16 protein-coding genes are annotated in these 17777 nt (G+C 60.3%); 6 read left to right on the forward strand and 10 right to left on the reverse strand.

The features are described 5' to 3' along the window. Positions 1 to 2: 2 nt before the first annotated feature. Positions 3 to 836 carry an oxidoreductase gene (locus KVQ74_RS26275; RefSeq protein WP_217834293.1) on the reverse strand — a complete coding sequence of 278 codons (834 nt, stop codon included), beginning with the start codon at positions 834 to 836 and terminating at the stop codon, positions 3 to 5. A 232-nt stretch (positions 837 to 1068) separates the two neighbouring features. Here KVQ74_RS26275 and tspO point away from each other — a divergent pair, with 232 nt between their 5' ends. Both tspO and KVQ74_RS26285 read left to right on the forward strand, forming a co-directional pair. Further along, positions 1069 to 1512 carry a tryptophan-rich sensory protein TspO gene (gene tspO, locus KVQ74_RS26280; RefSeq protein WP_217834309.1) on the forward strand — a complete coding sequence of 148 codons (444 nt, stop codon included), beginning with the start codon at positions 1069 to 1071 and terminating at the stop codon, positions 1510 to 1512. Then, entirely contained in the window at positions 1509 to 2483 is a 975-nt protein-coding gene (locus KVQ74_RS26285; protein WP_217834294.1) for an alpha/beta hydrolase fold domain-containing protein, read from the forward strand. The genes tspO and KVQ74_RS26285 overlap by 4 nt, the downstream gene beginning before the upstream one ends. Before the next feature lies 1 nt (position 2484). Here the strand turns inward: KVQ74_RS26285 and KVQ74_RS26290 are convergent, their stop codons facing one another. From KVQ74_RS26290 to KVQ74_RS26315, 6 genes are read right to left on the reverse strand one after another with little or no spacing between them, the layout of a single operon-like run. After that, positions 2485 to 3711 carry an MFS transporter gene (locus tag KVQ74_RS26290; protein ID WP_217834295.1) on the reverse strand — a complete coding sequence of 409 codons (1227 nt, stop codon included), beginning with the start codon at positions 3709 to 3711 and terminating at the stop codon, positions 2485 to 2487. Positions 3712 to 3754: 43 nt separating this feature from the next. Further along, positions 3755 to 4141, reverse strand: a complete 387-nt coding sequence (locus KVQ74_RS26295; protein WP_217834296.1) for an ectoine synthase — start codon at positions 4139 to 4141, stop codon at positions 3755 to 3757. Positions 4142 to 4179: 38 nt separating this feature from the next. Continuing rightward, entirely contained in the window at positions 4180 to 5361 is a 1182-nt protein-coding gene (locus tag KVQ74_RS26300) for an acyl-CoA dehydrogenase family protein (protein ID WP_217834297.1), read from the reverse strand. Continuing rightward, positions 5354 to 6385 (reverse strand): class I SAM-dependent methyltransferase, encoded by a 1032-nt coding sequence (locus KVQ74_RS26305; RefSeq protein WP_217834298.1) that lies wholly within the window; start codon positions 6383 to 6385, stop codon positions 5354 to 5356. Before KVQ74_RS26305 ends, KVQ74_RS26300 begins: the two co-directional genes overlap by 8 nt. A gap of 16 nt (positions 6386 to 6401) precedes the next feature. Then, positions 6402 to 7943, reverse strand: a complete 1542-nt coding sequence (locus KVQ74_RS26310) for a class I adenylate-forming enzyme family protein (RefSeq protein WP_217834299.1) — start codon at positions 7941 to 7943, stop codon at positions 6402 to 6404. 33 nt (positions 7944 to 7976) lie between these two features. Then, positions 7977 to 8657 (reverse strand): class I SAM-dependent methyltransferase, encoded by a 681-nt coding sequence (locus KVQ74_RS26315; protein WP_217834300.1) that lies wholly within the window; start codon positions 8655 to 8657, stop codon positions 7977 to 7979. A gap of 380 nt (positions 8658 to 9037) precedes the next feature. On the opposite strand from KVQ74_RS26315, the gene KVQ74_RS26320 reads away from it, so the two are divergent. Beyond that, positions 9038 to 9964: a Gfo/Idh/MocA family protein gene (locus KVQ74_RS26320; RefSeq protein WP_217834301.1), complete on the forward strand. Its 927-nt coding sequence runs from the start codon at positions 9038 to 9040 to the stop codon at positions 9962 to 9964. Positions 9965 to 10049: 85 nt separating this feature from the next. Here the strand turns inward: KVQ74_RS26320 and KVQ74_RS26325 are convergent, their stop codons facing one another. After that, positions 10050 to 12176: a TonB-dependent siderophore receptor gene (locus KVQ74_RS26325; protein WP_217834302.1), complete on the reverse strand. Its 2127-nt coding sequence runs from the start codon at positions 12174 to 12176 to the stop codon at positions 10050 to 10052. Positions 12177 to 12285: 109 nt separating this feature from the next. Next, entirely contained in the window at positions 12286 to 12768 is a 483-nt protein-coding gene (locus tag KVQ74_RS26330) for an Lrp/AsnC family transcriptional regulator (protein WP_217834310.1), read from the reverse strand. A gap of 163 nt (positions 12769 to 12931) precedes the next feature. Here KVQ74_RS26330 and KVQ74_RS26335 point away from each other — a divergent pair, with 163 nt between their 5' ends. Together KVQ74_RS26335 and KVQ74_RS26340 are read left to right on the forward strand one after the other, a co-directional pair. After that, a complete protein-coding gene (locus KVQ74_RS26335) occupies positions 12932 to 14173 on the forward strand; it encodes a Zn-dependent hydrolase (RefSeq protein WP_217834303.1) in 1242 nt (413 codons plus the stop codon). 78 nt (positions 14174 to 14251) lie between these two features. Then, positions 14252 to 15457: a diaminopropionate ammonia-lyase gene (locus KVQ74_RS26340; protein ID WP_217834304.1), complete on the forward strand. Its 1206-nt coding sequence runs from the start codon at positions 14252 to 14254 to the stop codon at positions 15455 to 15457. A gap of 95 nt (positions 15458 to 15552) precedes the next feature. Here KVQ74_RS26340 and KVQ74_RS26345 read toward each other — a convergent pair whose 3' ends face one another. Continuing rightward, complete coding sequence (locus KVQ74_RS26345; RefSeq protein ID WP_217834305.1) at positions 15553 to 16455, reverse strand: LysR substrate-binding domain-containing protein; 903 nt, start codon at positions 16453 to 16455, stop codon at positions 15553 to 15555. Between the two features lie 109 nt (positions 16456 to 16564). Here KVQ74_RS26345 and KVQ74_RS26350 point away from each other — a divergent pair, with 109 nt between their 5' ends. Then, complete coding sequence (locus KVQ74_RS26350; protein ID WP_217834306.1) at positions 16565 to 17512, forward strand: DMT family transporter; 948 nt, start codon at positions 16565 to 16567, stop codon at positions 17510 to 17512. The last annotated feature ends 265 nt before the right edge of the window (positions 17513 to 17777 follow it).

The following is a 17777-nucleotide window of genomic DNA, read 5'->3' on the forward strand; positions in this document are numbered from 1 at the left end:
GCTCAATGATCGGTGGAACGAGTCAGCGCTTCCCATTGATCGATCTCGTCGGCCGCGTGCTTCAGCTTGTCGCGCACCAGTTTCAGGGCATCGCTACCCAATAGCAGGTGAGCGGGTGGTGTCGGGCTGGCGATGATCTGCAACATCGCTTGCGCAGCTTTCTGTGGATCACCCAGCTGTTTGCCGCTCTTCTCTTCACGCGCCTTGCGGACGGGGTCGAAACTGGCGTCGTAGTCGGCAATGCTGCGCGCGGTGCGCTGCATCGAACGACCGGCCCAGTCGGTGCGAAACGAGCCCGGCGCCACGGCGGTCACGAAGATATTGAACGGGCGCAGCTCTTTGCTCAGCGTATCGGAGATGCCTTCCAGAGCAAATTTGCTCCCGCAGTAGTAGGCGATTCCCGGCATCGTGATCGTGCCGCCCATGGACGTGATGTTGAGGATATGCCCCGCACGACGCTGACGAAACCACGGCAGGAAGGCCTTGATCACCGCCACTGCGCCGAACACATTGACGTCGAACTGGCGGCGCATTTCTTCCAGCGACGACTCTTCGAAGATCCCTTCGTGACCGTAGCCGGCGTTGTTGACCAGCACGTCCACCGGGCCGTGAGTCGCCTGTACCGAGGCGACGACGCTGTCGATCCGGTCGAAGTCAGTGACATCCAGAATCACCCCGTAAGCGTTATCCGGGGACAACGCCTGGAAGGCCTGCAAGTCGGCTTCATTGCGCACGGTGCCGATAACGCGGTGGCCCGCCGCCAGGGCTTCCCTGGCCAGCGCGTTACCGAAGCCACTGCTGACGCCGGTGATGAACAGGGTTTTGCTGCTGTGCATGACGAACTCCAACGGGTTGGGTGTGACGCCATGGTAGCGATCGAGAAAACGCGTACCTATGTCGGATTGTCTTTGAACCTTGCCTATTCCTATCAGCGACAAGCCGGTTGGTGAACCTGAGCGGATGACGAGTCTTGCATTCGAGACGATTAAAGGTGAACTTTTGCCACGGTTCCGGGCATCCAACCTGAAACCCACCCGGACAGCTGACAGCATCAGCCAAGGACAGTCGATGACCTTCTTTATTTTTCTCGTCGCGTGCGGCGCCGCAGCGAGCACCGGCCTCTTTTTCAAACCGGGCGCATGGTACGAGTCCCTGACAAAACCTGGCTTCACGCCACCGAACTGGGCGTTTCCGGTGGCCTGGACGACGATCTACCTGCTGCTCGCCTGGGCCGGCTATCGCTTGACCCTGATACCGGGGAGCGAAACGGTCCTGGCGTTATGGGCCGCACAAATTGCGCTGAATACCCTGTGGACTCCGGTATTTTTCGGCGCACACCGTATCTTCGCCGGCATGCTCATCATCACGCTGCTGTGGCTGGTCGTCGCTGCGATGGTGGTGCTGGCATTGCGGCTGGACGTGATGACCGGTCTGATCCTGTTTCCTTACCTGGTGTGGCTGTGCGTTGCAGCGGCGTTGAATTTCTCCATTCTGCGCGGTAATCGAACATGAATTGCGGATGGGAGAAACCCGCGTCATGGCCGGTCGGCGAGGATGAGTTGGCGCAACTGCGGCGCTTCAACAAAACGCTTTCCCGGTTGCCGCGCTTGCGTATTCGTAATCGACTCGTACCGCGTGTGATCCAGGGATTGCTGAAAATCAGCCAAATCGGCGGTGCGCGCAAAGTCCGTGAACATGGACTTGAGGCGGAACAAAAGGTAATCGGCGTGGACGGCGCTACGGTGTCCGTTCGGATCATAAGGCCAAAAGGAAGCGTAAAAGGCGTTGTGCTCGATTTTCATGGTGGCGGCTGGGTCATCGGGAATGCGCAGATGAATGACCCGCTCAATATCGCCATGGTGAATACGTGCGATGTTGCGGTGGTGTCAGTCGATTACCGGCTTGCGGTATCGACACCGGTTGAAGGGCTGATGCAAGACTGTCTTACGGCTGCTCGCTGGTTATTGGGTGACGAGTCCAACGAATTTGCGGGATTGCCTGTGATCGTCGTCGGTGAGTCGGCGGGTGGGCATCTCGCTGCGGCAACCCTGTTGGCCCTGAAACAATGGCCCGGTTTGCTCAAGCGCGTGAACGGGGTGCTGCTGTATTACGGCGTTTATGATTTGACCGGAACGACGAGCGTCCGCGAAGCAGGGCCTGACACGCTGTTGCTGGACGGCCCCGGCATGGTTGAAGCGTTTCGGATGCTGACACCGGGTTTGAGTGACGAGGAGCGCCGGCAGCCACCGTTGTCACCACTCTATGGGGACTTTACGAACTTTCCGCCAGCGCTGATGTTTGCCGGTGAGCTGGACCCGCTACGAGACGACACGCTCGAACTGGCTGAACGGTGGGGGCGTTCGGCTCAGGTCGAAGCACACCTCTTGCCGGATGCCGCGCATGGGTTGATTCATTTTCCGGTTGCCTTGGCAGATCGCGTCCTTGCTTACAGCCGGGAGTGGATGACGGCCCGGATTCGCTGATTCAATTACCCGCCTCCCGCTCAGCCTCCAGAACCGAAGTCGCGAGTGAGCTGCCTGATCTGGCGAACCACCACAGTGCCACCGCGCCCAGCAGCGTGGTCAGCACGGCGAGGATCAGGATCACTTGTTGCGTGCCCAGTGGCGCGGCGAGCAACGCCACCAACAGACCGGCCAAAGGTTGCGACAGGTTGTTGAGCAAGGTGATCACGCCCACGGTCTTGCCGAAGTCCCGGGGCGGTATCACCCGTTGGCGGATGCTGCGCATGTAGACGTTGAACATCTTGTCGAAGCCGACGATCAGCAGGAAACCCAGCACATAACCGGCCAGGTTCGGGCTCAGGGCGCTGATGAAGGCGCCAGCGGCGATCATCGAGTAGCCGACGCCACCCAGTATCCGCAGCGGCAGCACCACCCGGGCGAGGAAAAACAGGATCACGATGGTGGTCACCGCACCCGCCGCCTGCAGCCCGGCGTAGTCATCCTTGCCGGCATTGTATTGACCGAGCACCATGGCCGCCGAAGTGGCCAGGGTGACGCCGACGATCAGGTTGACCCCGACGGCCAGGGTGATGATCTTTTTCAGCTCCGCCAGATCGCGGATATGCCCGAAAGCGATGCGCAGGGGCTGCAGCCAGATGTCCTGATGCTGCTCGAACACTTCCAGGGTGATGCGGCTGAAACGTTGCCACACCCGCATGCTCAGGTCGGCCAGGAGGAACAGCCCGGCGACCCACAGCACCACCCAATGCCAGGCCGAAATCTCCAACAGCAACGCCGCCACCAGCGGCCCGAGGACCAGCCCGGTCTGATCGGCAATCTGCGAATAGGACAGGGTCTTGGTGTAGCTGTAATGCTGGAAAATATGCGGCATCAACACTTCACGAGCCATGATGCCCTGGGTGGTCAGCACCCCGCACAGCGCTGACAGCACCACCAGCCAGGCGATGCCGCCGAAGATCGCGTAAAGCGCCACCGCCAGCACGCAGAGTAGTGCCCGGTAGACCTGACTGATGTGCAGGATCTTGATCGGCGAGAACTTGTCGCACAGCGCCCCGCACACCGGAAACGCAAGAAAGCGCGGCAGCGACTCGACGAAAAACGCCAGCCCGGCCCAGGAGGCGCTGTTGGTGGTCTGGAACACCACCAGTGGCACGATGAACAGCAGAATCTGATCCGCCAGCCGCGATAGAAACAGCGAGATGAAAAAAGCCAGGTAATCCTTACGCATCATGACACTCCTGTGATGGGCGGCGTGGCGGTCTGCCGCGACTTCAATAGGCCGAGCCCGAGCGGTCGTTGAGATTATGGCGCTCGTCGCCGCGCAGGGGCGGGTTGAACACGCTGACCAGGATCAGGTCCTGTTCCTTGCCGCCGCGCAGGTAATGGCGATCGTGCTGGTCGAGGACATACACGTCGCCCGGCCGGATAGGGTAGACATTGCCCTGCATGTCTTCGACTTCGCCTTCCCCGGCGATGCAATAACACGCCTCCAGATGATTGCGATAGTGCAACAGCGATTCGGTGCCGGCACGCACCACGGTATGGCACAGGGTAAAACCCATGGCGTCACGTTCGGTGAGCAGGCGATGGCTGGTGCCGGCGCCCCATTCGACAAAGTACGGGGTTTTCTCGACGTCGGATTTATTGCGAATGAACATATGAGCCTCTCTGGGAAAGTCGGTGGTGAAAAGGGAGATCAGGTCGGTTCGATGCCGGCATGGGCGGATTGCAGGAGGGTTTCGCCGCAGGCCAGCATCGCGTCGTTCCATGCCACGTCACGGTGCGCGGCCATGGCCTGAAGGTCGCGCCAGTGCCGCTGAAGCGGATTGGCGGCCACCAGTGACGATGCGCCGAGGCGCTCCACCAGGCGCCGTACCACCTGCACGCATTGCTGTGCCAGATAGGCGCGGTCGCGTTTGAGCTGCAACAGTTGCCGGGCGTCCAGGGCGCGGTTCTGCACACCGGCCTCATGCAGCCGGGAAACCAGCGAGTCATACAGCAACCCGGCGCTGTACAACTGCGCCGCCGAGTGGGCGGCCAGTTCGGCGATCCGTGGATCATGGGTCAGGGCCGAGCCGGCGAGTGCCGCCACATACGTGGCATGGGCGCCTTCGGCGCAACCCAGCAGCGGGCCGATGATCGAAGTGGTGAGATAGGGCACCAGGGGCACATGGTCGATGTAGTCGCTGGCGGATTCGGGCGTGCGCTGGGCGAATGTTTCGTGCAGGGCAAACACACGCTCGTGGGGCACCAGCAGCTGTTGGGTGAGCACGTCATGGGAACCGGTGGCGGCCATGCCGACGCTGTCCCAACTGTCGAGCTTCTGCACCTCCTGTGTGGCCACCAGCACCAGAAAGCGCGGGGTGTTTTTGGCCTGCGGGTGGTTGGGGCACGGCGCGTTGAGCATCAGCCAGGTGGCGTCCTCGATGCCCGAGCTGAAGCGCCAGCGACCACTCACCCGTATACCGTCGGCCTCCAGCGACAACTGGCTGTCGCTACTGCTGGAGGCTGAGGCGAACAACTGCCGAGACCCGGCGACGTAGAGCTGATCCTGGCAGCTCGGGGGCAGGCGTCGGGCGATGCAGCCGTGGCCGCCCACCAGGGCCAGCATCCAGCCGGTGGAGGCACAGGCTCTGGCGGCGATGCGCGCACTGTCCACCAGGGTTGGCCAATGCCCGTCCTGGGTGGCCGGGGCGCGTGGCGACAGCAAGTCCAGCCAGCCGCCGGCAAACAGTTCGCTGAACGTGCTGGCGCTCAAACGACGGTTTTTTTCCGCCGCTGCTGCTCGTTCACGCCAGGCCGGCAGATGCTGGATCGCGCGGTGGCAGAACGCGGGCAGGGCGGCAGGGTGGAACGTCGGTTCGCTGGAATCAGACATGGCCCGGCTCCTCGACGCGGGCATGGGAAACCGTCAGCCTGCCAATGCGCGCACCTTCGAAACAGAACGCTGCGGGCTGCACCACCGGGCCGAGCAGATCGAGAAAGCGTTCGATCTGTTGCGAATCGTCCGAGGCAACGAACTCGCAGAAGTTGCTGCTGCTCCACAGCAGGTGAACATGTTTGAAGCGCGCCGACAGAGCACTCACCAGCTCTTCCAGGGTGACCTGACCGTTTTGCATCTGTTCAAGCATCTGCTGGCGCTTCCAGCGGATTTCTTCCTCGCTGAAATAGCGGGTCTTGAACACCTCGTCCTTGATCTGTTCGCGGCGCTGGTATTCCTGCGGGTCGGGGTGGTTGAGCTTTTCCAGGAAAAACGCCAGTCCGCCGGGCTTGAGAAACTGCCGGATATGGGCGATTTGCCGATCGCGTTCGCGGGTGTAGAACTGGAACGCGGCCATTTCATAGATGAAGTCGAAGCCCTGGCTGAAGCTCTGGTATTCGGGAGTCTGCAGCAAGGCCGGACTGACTTTGAAGAACGACTGCGGATAAAACCGCGACAGGGCCGGGTCGGCATGCTGCTCGAAAGGTATCTGGTTGGCCCGGTTGGGCGACGCGGTCAAGCTGCGGATCAGGCCTTGGGAATGACCGGCCAGCGCACGGCCGTTAGCGCCGTCGAAGGCATCCACTTCGAACAGGCTGAAGGTCTGTCCGGCTTCCCGTGGGCTGGCCTGGGCCAGGCGGGTCAGGGCGACACCGACGCGGGACAGCTCTTCGAGGATGTACGGCACACTGGCCAGGAAGTGCGAGAACAAGGGCCCCGCGCCGGCGATCAGGCGATCGTGGTAGTCGAGGACGTGCGGGTCGTCGATCTGCGATCTCAAGTGGCTGTGCAATGACTGCAAGGGCACCTGGCTGGCGCCTGTGGCCAGGCTGTGGAAATGCTCGGCCAGTTTGAGCATGGCGCTTTGTTGCAGGTCCCGGTCGAGGCTGGCCTCGTCCATTGGCGGCGGGCAAGTATTCATGAGATAGCTCCTGCTGTCAGATCAGTCCTTTGGCGGTGAACTTGCCCGAGTCGGTTTTCGGCAAGGCCTCGAGAAATACGCAGTGGGCCGGCACCATGTGCCAGTCCAGGCGGGCCTTGCAGTAGTCGAGCAAGGCCTCTTCGCTGGTCTGGCGATGCTCGGCATCGAGCACGATGCAGGCCTTGGGGACGTGGCCGGCCGACTCATCGGGCACCGGCACCACCAGCACCTGCGCGACCGCCGGGTGCGCGGCCAGGCACTGCTCGATTTCCCGTGGGTTGACGTTCCAGATATTGCGCGCGAACACGTCGTCCTTGCGGGCTACGTAGTAGAGGTAGCCCTCGGCGTCACGCTTGAACAGGTCACCGGTGCGGTACAGCCGGGAATGGCCGAATGCGTCGTGGATAAAGGCATTGGCATTGGCCTCGGGCATGTTCCAGTACTCGAGCATCAGGTAGTCGCTGGTCACCAGCAGTTCGCCGACCTGACCCGGTTCGTCGATGGCCCGGCCCTGTTCGTCGATCAAGTACAGACTGACGCCCGGCAGGGGCTTGCCCACCGACGTCGGACGCTGGTCGATTTCCTCGGGCGGCAGGTAGCTGACGCGCTTGCATTCGGTGAGCCCATAGTTGGAGAAAATCTGCACCTGCGGCAGCGCCTGGCGGATCCGCTGGATATGCCGGGTGTGCAAGGCCTGACCGCTGCTGGAGATATAACGCAGGCCGGGAATCCGCGCCTGCCATTGCGGGCCGGTGTCGGCCAGCAGGAAAAACACCGGGGGGAACACATGCATCGCGGTGACCGCTTCACGCTCGACCACCGCGAGGACATCCTCCGCGCTGCTGGCTGGCCGGCTCTCGATGACGCTGGTGGCGCCAGCGAACAGCGGCATCATGACGTTGTAGACGCCATAGTCGGAGGCCAGCGTCGAGTAGCTGAGAATGCGGTCGTCCGGGCGGTTCTGCAGATAGGTGGTGACCCGGCTCGAAGCCGCCAGCATGATCCGGTGATTGACCAGCACGCCCTTGGGATTGAAGGTCGAACCCGAGGTATAGAAGATCGATGTCGGACGCTCGGGATCAGCGTCGAGAGGTGGAATGGCCGGGGCGTGTTGTGCCCGGTGCGCGGCAAGGGCGTCGGCCAGCTGGATAACCCGGGGTGTGGCCGTGGGGACGGGCACGGTGAGCAGGATCAACTCCAGCCCGGCGGCCTCGATCAGCGCTGGCAGGTCATCGGTGCGGTCGGTGATCAACACCCGCGCGCCGGAATGTTTGAGTTGATGAATCAGCTTGGCGCGACTCAGGGTGTGGTGGGTGGCGGCGGTGATTGCTCCGGCTTGCAGCACACCCAGGTAGGCGCCGATCAGTTCGACAGAAATGGGCGCATACAGCCCGACGCGATCGCCTGGCGCGACCCCCAGGGTCGGCAGCAGGGCGGCGAAATCATCCGCGCGTTGCTGCAATTGCTCATACGTGGTCGCGACCCCGTCCAGAACGATGGCCGATTTTGTCGGGTATTTTCTCGCGTTATCGGCGATGACCTGATGGAACAGTTGCATGGCTCAAGATCCTTTCAAGCACAAGTTGGGGAGTTATTGGCGCTTTCTGGCACACACCGAAACATAAGTGCCTTGCCAGGTATAAGGATCAATCGGCAAGTTGTCTGAGTTGCTCAGCGGCCAACTCTGTTTGTCGAAGAATTTATTGAACGAATAAATATCGAAGTCGCCGAGCCAGGCATCGAAGAAACCTTCGCTCTCCTGAATGGATAATCCGGCTTCCTTGTCCCAGATAAAGGGCTCGCCACTTTCCTGGAAATAACGGGTCAGGTCGGAGAGAAGATCGAGAAATATATAACCGCCTGGTTTCACTGCGCTGATGATTTTCGGAATGACCTGTAGGAGTTCTTCGCGGGTAAAGAAGTGCAGGACTTCGGAACAGACAAGTACGTCATAACTTTCATGGGCGGGGACATAGTTCAGGATGTCGGTCTGCTGAAAGTTCAGCTCACGCAGCCACGGGTTATGCTTGCGGCTCTGAACGGTGCTGTCGACCATGTCGACACCGCTCAGGCTGTAGCCCTTGCGCGCCAGGGCGGTGAGGTTGCGACCATCGCCGCAACCCAGCTCCAGAGCCTGGCCCGGACCGTCGGGCAGGCTGTCGAGAAACTGTTTGAATTCACCGCGAAGTTCACCGAACAGTGTGCCGTTGTCGCAGGCGCTGTATTCGCTGTCATACCATTCTTTCAGGACGCAACTGTTCACTACTTTCATAGTTGTTCTCGGACATCGATAGACGTGAGCACACAAGGAATCGCGCAGAGTGAAAGCGTGCGATCAATGAATCAGGTATGGCGTGGAAGATAGGAAAGCCAGATTCTGGGGCAGGAATGGAACGGGCGAGAGCAAGACATAATGAAACTCCATTTCATTGTTGTTCTGACGAGTGTCCATGGTTATCGGAAGTTGTGAATGACTCGATAACGCAGCGGATGTTTTCATCGCGCGGCTTTGCCTGTCAAGGCGAAGTACAAGCGCATATGGGTTATTTTTGTCACGGTGCAGTGACATTTTCCCTGACGGTTATTCATGGGTAAGATCCGGCAAGTGCCGCGTTTCCAATTTCCAATAACGACAAAAAACAGGAGTCATCGATGCTACCGATCCGTCTCGGTCTGGTGGGTTACGGCAAGATCGCCCAGGATCAGCACGTTCCCGCGATCAACGCCAATCCCGCGTTTCAACTGGTGGCGGTCGCCACCCAAGGCAAGCCCTGCGCCGGCGTGGAGAATTTTCAGTCTTTGAGCGAACTGCTCGAAAACGGCCCGCACGTCGACGCGATTGCGTTTTGCACGCCGCCCCAGGGCCGGTTCGCCCTGGTGCAGCAGGCGTTGGCCGCCGGCAAGCATGTACTGGTGGAAAAGCCGCCGTGCGCCACCCTGGGTGAGGCAATGGCATTGGTCAGTCAGGCCGAGGCGCAAGGCGTCAGCGGCTTGTTTGCCTGGCACTCACGCTACGCGCCGGGTATCGAAGCGGCTCGAGACTGGCTCGCCACTCGCACCCTGCAGAGTGTTCAGATCGACTGGAAAGAGGACGTGCGCAAATGGCACCCCGGTCAGGCATGGATCTGGCAGCCCGGCGGGCTGGGCGTTTTCGATCCGGGCATCAATGCCTTGTCGATCGCCACCCATTTGCTGGCGCTGCCGCTGTTCGTTGAGTCCGCCGAATTGCGTGTCCCGAGCAACTGTCAGTCGCCTATCGCCGCGTCCATCAGAATGTCGGACACGCGTCTGCTCGATGTCCGCGCGGAGTTCGATTTCGACCACGGCCATGACGAACTCTGGAGCATCGAGATCCGCTGTGCCGAAGGCCGCCTGCGACTGGACAACGGCGGCGCACTGTTGAGCATCGACGGTGTGCGCCAAGCGGTTGCGGAGGAGGGCGAGTACGCGGCGGTGTATCGGCATTTCCAGCAACTGATCGCCGACAAGGCCAGCGATCTGGATCTGCAACCGTTGCGTCTGGTGGCCGACAGTTTCTTCGTGGGCAGTCGGACGTCGGTCGAACCGTTTTACGATTGAGCGGGATACACAGACGCGGGCGACGAGCATTTCGAATCCGTGGTGTCCTGCCATTGGCAGGGCGGCCACGGTTCCGGCTCGAATATCAGAATGTGTAAGCGATCCCTGCCTGCACGGTTCTTGGCGCCCCAGGGTAGACGTAGGTATTGAAGGCACCCTCGTCGTAGCCCTTGTTGAAGATATTCTTCAAATCCAGATTGAGCCGCACGTTTTCGTTCACTTTATAAAAGCTCAAGAGGTCGACGACGCTGTATTGATCCATGTTGTAGGTCTGCGTAGCCGTCTGGCCGGCGCGGTCATCGACGTATTTGACGCCTACTCCCAGCCCCAGTCCCTTGGCCATGCCGTCCTGGAACTCATAGGTGTTCAGCAGGCTGAAACTGTTACGCGGGATATTGGCCAGACGTGTGCCGGTCGGTAGCGAGTTGTCCTTGGTGACCTCTGCGTCTACATAGGCGTAGCCGCCGATCACCCGCCATTCAGGAGTAAGGTTGCTGGCAACATTGATGTCCAGGCCACGGCTGCGAACCTGTCCGGCGGCGACACTGTAATTCGGGTCAACCGGATCGCGGGTCAGGACGTTTTCCTTGACGATATGGTAGATCGCCGTGTCCAGGCTCAACTGACCATCCAGCGATTCCCATTTGAGGCCCAGCTCATAGGATTTGCCCTTTTCCGGATCGAACCCGGCGCCGTCTCGGCTGGCCCCGGTGTTGGGTTTGAAGGAGCGGGCGGTGTTCGCATAAGCCGAGAGCGTATCGGTGAGGGCGTAGATCAATCCGAAGCGAGGGGTGACTGAGTTGTCCGCCGCTTCCCAGCCTTTTGTGCCCGGCAGGTAGTTATCGTACTGATGCTCGAACCGTTCGAAACGCACCCCGGCCAGTGCAGACAGGCGATCGGTCAGCGCCACCTGATCCTGTACGAATGCTGCCCACGTCTTGAGGTTTTCCTTGTCGTGGGTCGTGGTACGCGTCAACGCCGGCCGGGCCTGGCCCAGTGTCGGATTGAAAATATTGATCGGATAGGCGCCGGTACCTGCGGCAGAGCGCTGGATGATGGACTTGTAGTCGTAGTCTTCGTACTCAACGCCGGTGAGCAGGGTATGCGCGAGTCCACCGGTATCGAAATGGCCGGTCAGGTTCAACTGGTAGTCCTTGTCCGTCCATTCCAGTTTGCGGTAATTGAAGTTTCGTCCCAGGGTTTGCCCGTCGGCCTGCAGTCCGTTGGCTTCCACCGCGTTGCCTTTGAGGCTGCCATCCAGTACTTGCATGCCCCCACCCAGCGTCCAGTTGTCGTTGAGCAGGTGCTCGAAACGGATCTGGGCCATGTTGTTGTCGTTGTGCAGCAGATTGTCGCTGCCTTTTTCCCAGATGTTGGTATCACGTGAAGCGCTGCCGGCCTGATTGGGCAGGCGGGTGAGGCCGCGATCCAGAGGGTGATTGTTGCGCATGAAGTCACCTTCGAAAACGATCTTCGTGGTGTCTGAAAGCTGCCAGCTCAAGACCGGTGCCACGTCATAGCGCTCGCTGTCGACATCGTCCCGGAAGCTGTCGCCGCCTTCGCCCAGAATGTTCAAGCGATAAGCGAGTTTGCCTTCCTCATCGAGTGGGCCGGAAGCATCCAGCGTTGCGCGATGCATGCCCTGATCATCGAACTGGCTGCCCAGCGTGACTTTGCGCTCATTCAGCGGTTGCTTGCTGACAACGTTGAAAGTGCCACCGGGATCGCCGCGTCCGTAAAGGGCGGTGGAGGGACCACGCAGCACTTCCAGGCGTTCTACGGTGTTCGCGTCTGGCGCATTCGGATAGCCACGGTTGATGGGGAAACCGTTGCGATAGAACTCGCCGGTGGTAAAGCCTCGCACGGTGAATGTGGTCAGGCCCTGACCGCCGAAGTTGTTCGCCCGGCCAATTCCGCCTGCGTAATCCAGGGCGTCCTGCAAGCGGGTCGAGCCGGTGTCCTCAATTACATCCTTTGGCACAACGCTGACCGATTGCGGTGTTTCATGCAGGGCGGTGTCGGTACGTGTCGCGCTTTTTGATCGTGACGCCTTGTAACCGATAACAGGGCCGTCCGCGTTTTCGATTTCGCCGGCACTGATGCTCATTGAGGGAAGTTCGATTGAGTCCGGTGACGGGCGGGTAACGGAATCAGCCCAGGCGGATGGCAGAGCGGCATTCAGAACACACAATGAAGCAAGCGTGAGACGCACGATGAAAATCCTGATCGAGAAAGCGGGGGGCAGCATCTTACTGACAATCATTCTCTTTCGCGATAGCAGGTGTACGGTATACCGTATTTATTTGTGGGTTTCCTTGCCGTCAGGCCTTTGCAGGCGCCGGTTCGAGGACCGGAACGTGATTCCCGGTCTTGACGTCGCTCATCGAGACCAGGGTTTTGAAGCGCTTGACGTTGTTGTTCTGGAAAAACAACTCGCGGGTGATCTGCGTGTATTGAGCCATGTTCTGCACGAGCATGATCAACACGAAATCGCATTCCCCCGCCACGTAGTAGCACTGCTGAACCTGAGGGCAGGCGAGGAACGTGCGCTTCATCTCATCCAGCAAGTCGAGGCGTTCGGTCTCGACTTCGACTTCGGTGATCACCGTCAGCGTGTAGCCGAGTGCCTCGGCGTTGATGCATGCGACGGTGCCCTGGATGACGCCTTCGGCGGTCATTTTTTTCAATCGCCGGTTCACCGCCGCCGAGGACAGGTTGACCTTTTCACCGAGGTCGATCTGCGAGGTGCTGGCGTCGCGCTGTACGGCGTCCAGCAGGGCCAGGTCAAAGTGATCGAGGTTCATGTTGCTCATCCGTAATCGTTTGGCGACAAACGCCGCTTCGGTGCAATGGAAATTCACAAACGGGCCGTAAATCAAGATTTTCCTGCGTCGTGAGCTAATAGAATTTCCCCAGGTTGAATAAAGGGTGGGCGAAACCCTGTTTCGCTTGCCACAGGAGATTCAGATGGACGCGAATGATGCACTGCAGTTGAACGGCCCGCTGCTGCTGGAACAGATTCGGGCGCTCGGGCAGCTTGGGGTGGATGCCGAGCATGGCGGGCGGACGCGAATCGCGCTTTCCGACGCCGAAAAGGTGGGCCGCGATCTGCTCGTCGACTGGATGCACACGTTGGGCCTGGAGGTACAGGTTGATCGCATCGGCAATATCTTCGGTACGTTGCGTGGGGCGAACCCTTCACGCCCGCTCATGATGGGATCGCACATCGACACCGTCACCAACGCCGGTGCGCTCGATGGCTGCTATGGCGTATTGGCGGGGTTGGCGGTCATTCGGGCATTTCGTGCAGCGGGTGTGGTTCCCCAGCGATCCATCACGGTCGGCGCCTTCACTAATGAAGAAGGCGTGCGCTATCAGCCGGACATGATGGGCTCGCTGGTGTACGCCGGTGGTATGTCGGTGGACGCAGCGCTGGACACCCTTGGCACCGATGGCACCCGCCTGGGGGATGAGCTGGAGCGCATCGGTTACGCCGGCACACTGGAGCCGGGCACCATCGTGCCCCATGAATACATCGAGCTGCATATCGAGCAGGGGCCGATTCTCGAGGCCGAGAACACCTTGATTGGCGTGGTCGAGAATCTGCAAGGCATTTCCTGGCAACAAGTCGAAGTCAAAGGCAATGCCAACCACGCCGGTACGACGCCGACTCGTCTGCGCCACGACGCGGGATTCGTGGCCTGCTCGATTGTCGCTGAACTGCGGGCGATTGCCGAGGATGCCGGTTCGACGCTCGCCACCGTGGGCTGCATGAAGTTCGAGCCGGATGTGATCAACGTCATTCCACGCAAGGCAACGTTCACGGTCGACCTGCGTGACCCGGATGAAGGCCGGTTGGTCAACGCTGAACGTCGCTTGAGCCAATACCTGGACGACATCGCGGAGCGCGAAGGGGTGAGCATTACCACCGAGCGCCTGGTGCGCTTTCAGCCGGTGATGTTCAACGCCGGGCTGGCGAATGAAATCGAAGCCTCGGCCAAGCGCCTGGGTTTCTCCAGTCGGCGGATGACCTCCGGGGCCGGCCACGATGCGCAGATGATCGCCCGCATTGCGCCCGCCGCGATGATCTTCGTGCCCAGCCGCGGCGGCATCAGCCACAACCCGCGCGAACACACCGACGACGATCAATTGATTCAGGGCGCTCAGGTATTGCTCGATGTTGTCAGTCGCCGCCTGAACGCCCGTTGAGTCCGAATTTTCATGCCTGCCCGCTGAGCGCCCTTCAGCGGCAACGGCGTCCTGATGCCTGTTTGAAAGGAGTTGCCCATGTTGATCGCAAACCCCAAAGCGACCCGCCAGCCGTACCCGGATTCGTTGAAGTCGGTCATGAACATCGAAAAGGCAGGGGAGAGCCGTCAGTGGTTGTCCCGCTGGGCACGTTTGAATGCCGGTGCAACGCCGCTCTATTCGTTGCCCGATCTGGCGCATGAACTCGGCGTTGCGCAGTTTCTGGTCAAAGATGAATCCGTACGTTCCGAACTCGGTAGCTTCAAGGCGTTGGGCGCGCCTGTTGCGCTGGTGCGTTTGATCCTGAGGACGTTCCCTGAACAGTGTTTCGACCCACGCGGGTTGCTGGATGGCAAGTATGCTGCTGCGCTGGCGGACTTCACGGTCATCAGCGCCACTGACGGCAATCACGGCAAAGGGTTGGCGGCGGCCGCGCAGAGTATCGGTTGCCGTTGTGTCATCGTGATTCATGCCCATGTCAGCGTCGAGCGCGAAGAGGCGATTGCCGCCTATGGCGCGCAGATCATCCGGATCGAGGGCAACTACGACGAATCGGTAGCCGAGGCGGCTGCGCTGGCGATGCGCAACGACTGGATTGTCGTCTCGGACACGTCCTATGAGGGCTACGAAGTGATTCCCCGGGATGTCATGCAGGGTTACGGCACCCTGGCGGCGGAAATCATCGAAGCGGCGGCACCGGTTTTCACTCATGTCTTTTTACAGGGCGGGGTCGGTGGTCTGGCGGCGGGCGTTTCCAGTTACTTCTGGGAGCATGACGGCAAGGAGCGCCCTATCTTTGTCATGGTTGAGCCGCAGCAGGCCGATTGCCTGTTCCAGAGCGCCCTGGCCGGCAAGGCGTCGAGCGCGACCGGTTCGGTGGACTCGGTGATGGCCGGGCTGGCCTGTGGCGAGACGTCTGCGCTGGCCTGGCGCTTTCTTGAACCGTGCGTGGACTTCTTCATGACGATCAGCGATGGCGAAGCGGTGGCCGCCATGCGTCGTCTGGCGGCTGGCAGCGAGCGTGATATTCCATTGGTTGCCGGTGAGTCCGGCGTGGCCGGGCTGGCGGGTCTGGTACGTTTGGTCAGGGACGGGCGCGCGGCGGACGTCGGTCTCGACGCGAACTCGCGGGTGCTGATTATCAGCACCGAAGGCGCAACGGCTCCGGGGGTGTATGCCGAGCTGGTGGGGGAGTCCGCTACGGCGGTTCTGGCCCGGCAAACCGCCTGGGTTTTGAAGCGTTGAGCGAGTACGCGCCGTCCCTGCCGCCCATTCGCTGAGCCAAGGCTAGCGTCAGGCAGGAATGCGGCTGTCCGGATTCAACCCGGATGGCCGCATCGTTATCCGGGTGCTGTGCCTTGTTGCAGCAGCCACTCCTTGAATGTCTGCGCAGCCTCGGAGAGCGGGCGGCTTGCATCATGAACGACGAACTCGGCGAATCCGGTGTCCGCCGCAAACCCGGTAACCCGTACCAGTTCACCTTTTCTTACCGCATCCGCGGCCATGAAGTCCCAGGCCAGGCTGATACCGGCCCCTTGGAGCGTCGCCGCGTAAGTCAGCGTAAGCTGGTTGAACGTCGGGGCAGACTTGGGCGATTGGTAGACGTGGTCGAAGTGGGCGAACCAATCCTTCCACTCCATGCAATCCCATGCCGATGACAACTGAATGAGCGGCAGGTCCGCCAGCGCTTGCAGCGTTGAGGCATCGGCTCCCGGGGTGCCGGGGCGAGCAACCGGGTAAACCACTTCGGGAATGAACGGGGTGGCGGCAAGGTTCGGCCAGTCACCCTTTCCGTAGAGGATCGCGACGTCGCAGTCCGGCACCATGAACGGCAGGATGTCATTGGTGGCGTTGACGTTGACGGTGATTTCAGGATGGATCGCGCTGAAGCCGAGCAGTCGCGGAAACAACCAGAACTGCGACACGGCATGTGTCGCCAGAACGGTGACCGTATTCGCTGCGCGGGTCGTGCGGACCCGTTGTCCCGCCGCATGGATGCGATGCAGGGCCGGCAGCACTTCGTCGTGGTAGAGCCGGCCTGAGGTGGTGAGCTTCACGCCGCGTGCCTGGCGGGTGAACAGTTCAACCTCCAACGTCTGTTCAAGTGTCCGGATCTGCTTGCTGACCGCGCTTTGCGTGACACAAAGCTCGTCTGCCGCGCGGGTGAAACTCTCCAGACGAGCCACGGACTCGAAGGCGACAAGTGTGTCGAGCGGCGGCATGTGCCGAAAACGTCCAACCATTTCGATACTCGTGAGGTATGCCGTAAGGGAATGGCAGTATGCGCCGTTTTCGTTAGAGTCGTCCGCCTGTTGACACTAGCATTGGGGAATTCTTCAGAGGTGAATCACGATGCGCAGAGCAATAGTCCATGCCGGAATGGCTGGCGCAATATGGGGCGCGGTAATCGTTATTCCGTCGCTGATTCCCGATGTTCATCCGGTGGTCATCAGTTGTGCGCGGTTTTTGTTGTACGGACTGTTCGCTGCTGCTCTTGCGTTGCCACGAGCCAGGCAACTCCTGGCGCGATTGAATCGGCGCGACGTACTGCTTTTGCTTGAGCTGGCGCTGACTGGAAACGTCGTGTACTTCATCCTTCTGAGCGCGGCGGTCCAGTTTGCGGGAGTCGCCATCGCGTCATTGATCAATGGCTTGATCCCTGTGGCAATCATGCTCATGGGGCGGCGATCGAGCGATGGTCAATCCGGCTCGATGCTCATTTCCATGGCTTTTATCTGTGCCGGGATTGCATGGATCAACCTTCCCGCGATCATGCAAATCGTCAACGGTCAGGGCAATGGTGATAAAGCGTTCGGCGCATTACTGGCGCTGCTGGGCGTGCTTTCCTGGTCATGGTTCGCGTTGCGCAATGCCCGGCAAATGAAAACGCTGCGCTTCAGTCCGAGTGAGTGGTCGACGTTGCAGGGCATGGTGACGGGGGCGGTTGCGCTTTTCATTACGCTGGCGGTGTGCATTTTCCAGCCGCAACTTTTACCCACCGGTTTAAGCGGTGAACGTCTATCGGTGTTTGCTCTGACGATCCTGTTCCTGGCCATAGGGGGATCGTGGATGGCCAATGGTCTGTGGAACTCCGCAGCGCAGCGCCTCCCGATCGCGATCAGCGGGCAGATGATCGTCTTCGAAACGCTATGCGCGTTGCTTTATAGCTACATCATCGCGAGGGCTTTACCCAGCCCCAATGAGGCGGTCGGTATTTTGCTGGTGTTGGGAGGTGTCGCCTGGACATTGGACGCGCAGGCAAGGCGTGCTGCGCAGGTGCGGCGGCAATTGGCAGGATGAAGTGGTTAGCGGGCATGGGCGTGTCGTTAGAGTCTCATTGGCGTTGGGCGGGGCGCGCGCATGCTTCTATATATAGAAGCGCCAGGGTTCAGCCTTTCTGCAACCTGTTGAAATAAAAGTGAAATTAACGGTTGACGGCAGATTCAGGAGGTCTATAATTCGCCCCACTTCCGGCGCAGTCGAAACGGAAAACTCCTTGAGATTCAACGAGTTAGACGGTTTTAGACGGCGGATCGCTTCAGTTCATCGAAGCCTGGAAGGCGTT

Source organism: Pseudomonas botevensis (assembly GCF_019145475.1).
In the GTDB taxonomy this organism is placed as follows: domain Bacteria; phylum Pseudomonadota; class Gammaproteobacteria; order Pseudomonadales; family Pseudomonadaceae; genus Aquipseudomonas; species Aquipseudomonas botevensis.

Bases quoted from the DNA above. Each gene is read 5' to 3' on its own strand.
- KVQ74_RS26275 (WP_217834293.1), bottom strand. From the start codon at position 836: ATGCACAGCAGCAAAACCCTGTTCATCACCGGCGTCAGCAGTGGCTTC.
- tspO (WP_217834309.1), top strand. From the start codon at position 1,069: ATGACCTTCTTTATTTTTCTCGTCGCGTGCGGCGCCGCAGCGAGCACC.
- KVQ74_RS26285 (WP_217834294.1), top strand. From the start codon at position 1,509: ATGAATTGCGGATGGGAGAAACCCGCGTCATGGCCGGTCGGCGAGGAT.
- KVQ74_RS26290 (WP_217834295.1), bottom strand. From the start codon at position 3,711: ATGCGTAAGGATTACCTGGCTTTTTTCATCTCGCTGTTTCTATCGCGG.
- KVQ74_RS26295 (WP_217834296.1), bottom strand. From the start codon at position 4,141: ATGTTCATTCGCAATAAATCCGACGTCGAGAAAACCCCGTACTTTGTC.
- KVQ74_RS26300 (WP_217834297.1), bottom strand. From the start codon at position 5,361: ATGTCTGATTCCAGCGAACCGACGTTCCACCCTGCCGCCCTGCCCGCG.
- KVQ74_RS26305 (WP_217834298.1), bottom strand. From the start codon at position 6,385: ATGAATACTTGCCCGCCGCCAATGGACGAGGCCAGCCTCGACCGGGAC.
- KVQ74_RS26310 (WP_217834299.1), bottom strand. From the start codon at position 7,943: ATGCAACTGTTCCATCAGGTCATCGCCGATAACGCGAGAAAATACCCG.
- KVQ74_RS26315 (WP_217834300.1), bottom strand. From the start codon at position 8,657: ATGAAAGTAGTGAACAGTTGCGTCCTGAAAGAATGGTATGACAGCGAA.
- KVQ74_RS26320 (WP_217834301.1), top strand. From the start codon at position 9,038: ATGCTACCGATCCGTCTCGGTCTGGTGGGTTACGGCAAGATCGCCCAG.
- KVQ74_RS26330 (WP_217834310.1), bottom strand. From the start codon at position 12,768: ATGAACCTCGATCACTTTGACCTGGCCCTGCTGGACGCCGTACAGCGC.
- KVQ74_RS26335 (WP_217834303.1), top strand. From the start codon at position 12,932: ATGGACGCGAATGATGCACTGCAGTTGAACGGCCCGCTGCTGCTGGAA.
- KVQ74_RS26340 (WP_217834304.1), top strand. From the start codon at position 14,252: ATGTTGATCGCAAACCCCAAAGCGACCCGCCAGCCGTACCCGGATTCG.
- KVQ74_RS26345 (WP_217834305.1), bottom strand. From the start codon at position 16,455: ATGGTTGGACGTTTTCGGCACATGCCGCCGCTCGACACACTTGTCGCC.
- KVQ74_RS26350 (WP_217834306.1), top strand. From the start codon at position 16,565: ATGCGCAGAGCAATAGTCCATGCCGGAATGGCTGGCGCAATATGGGGC.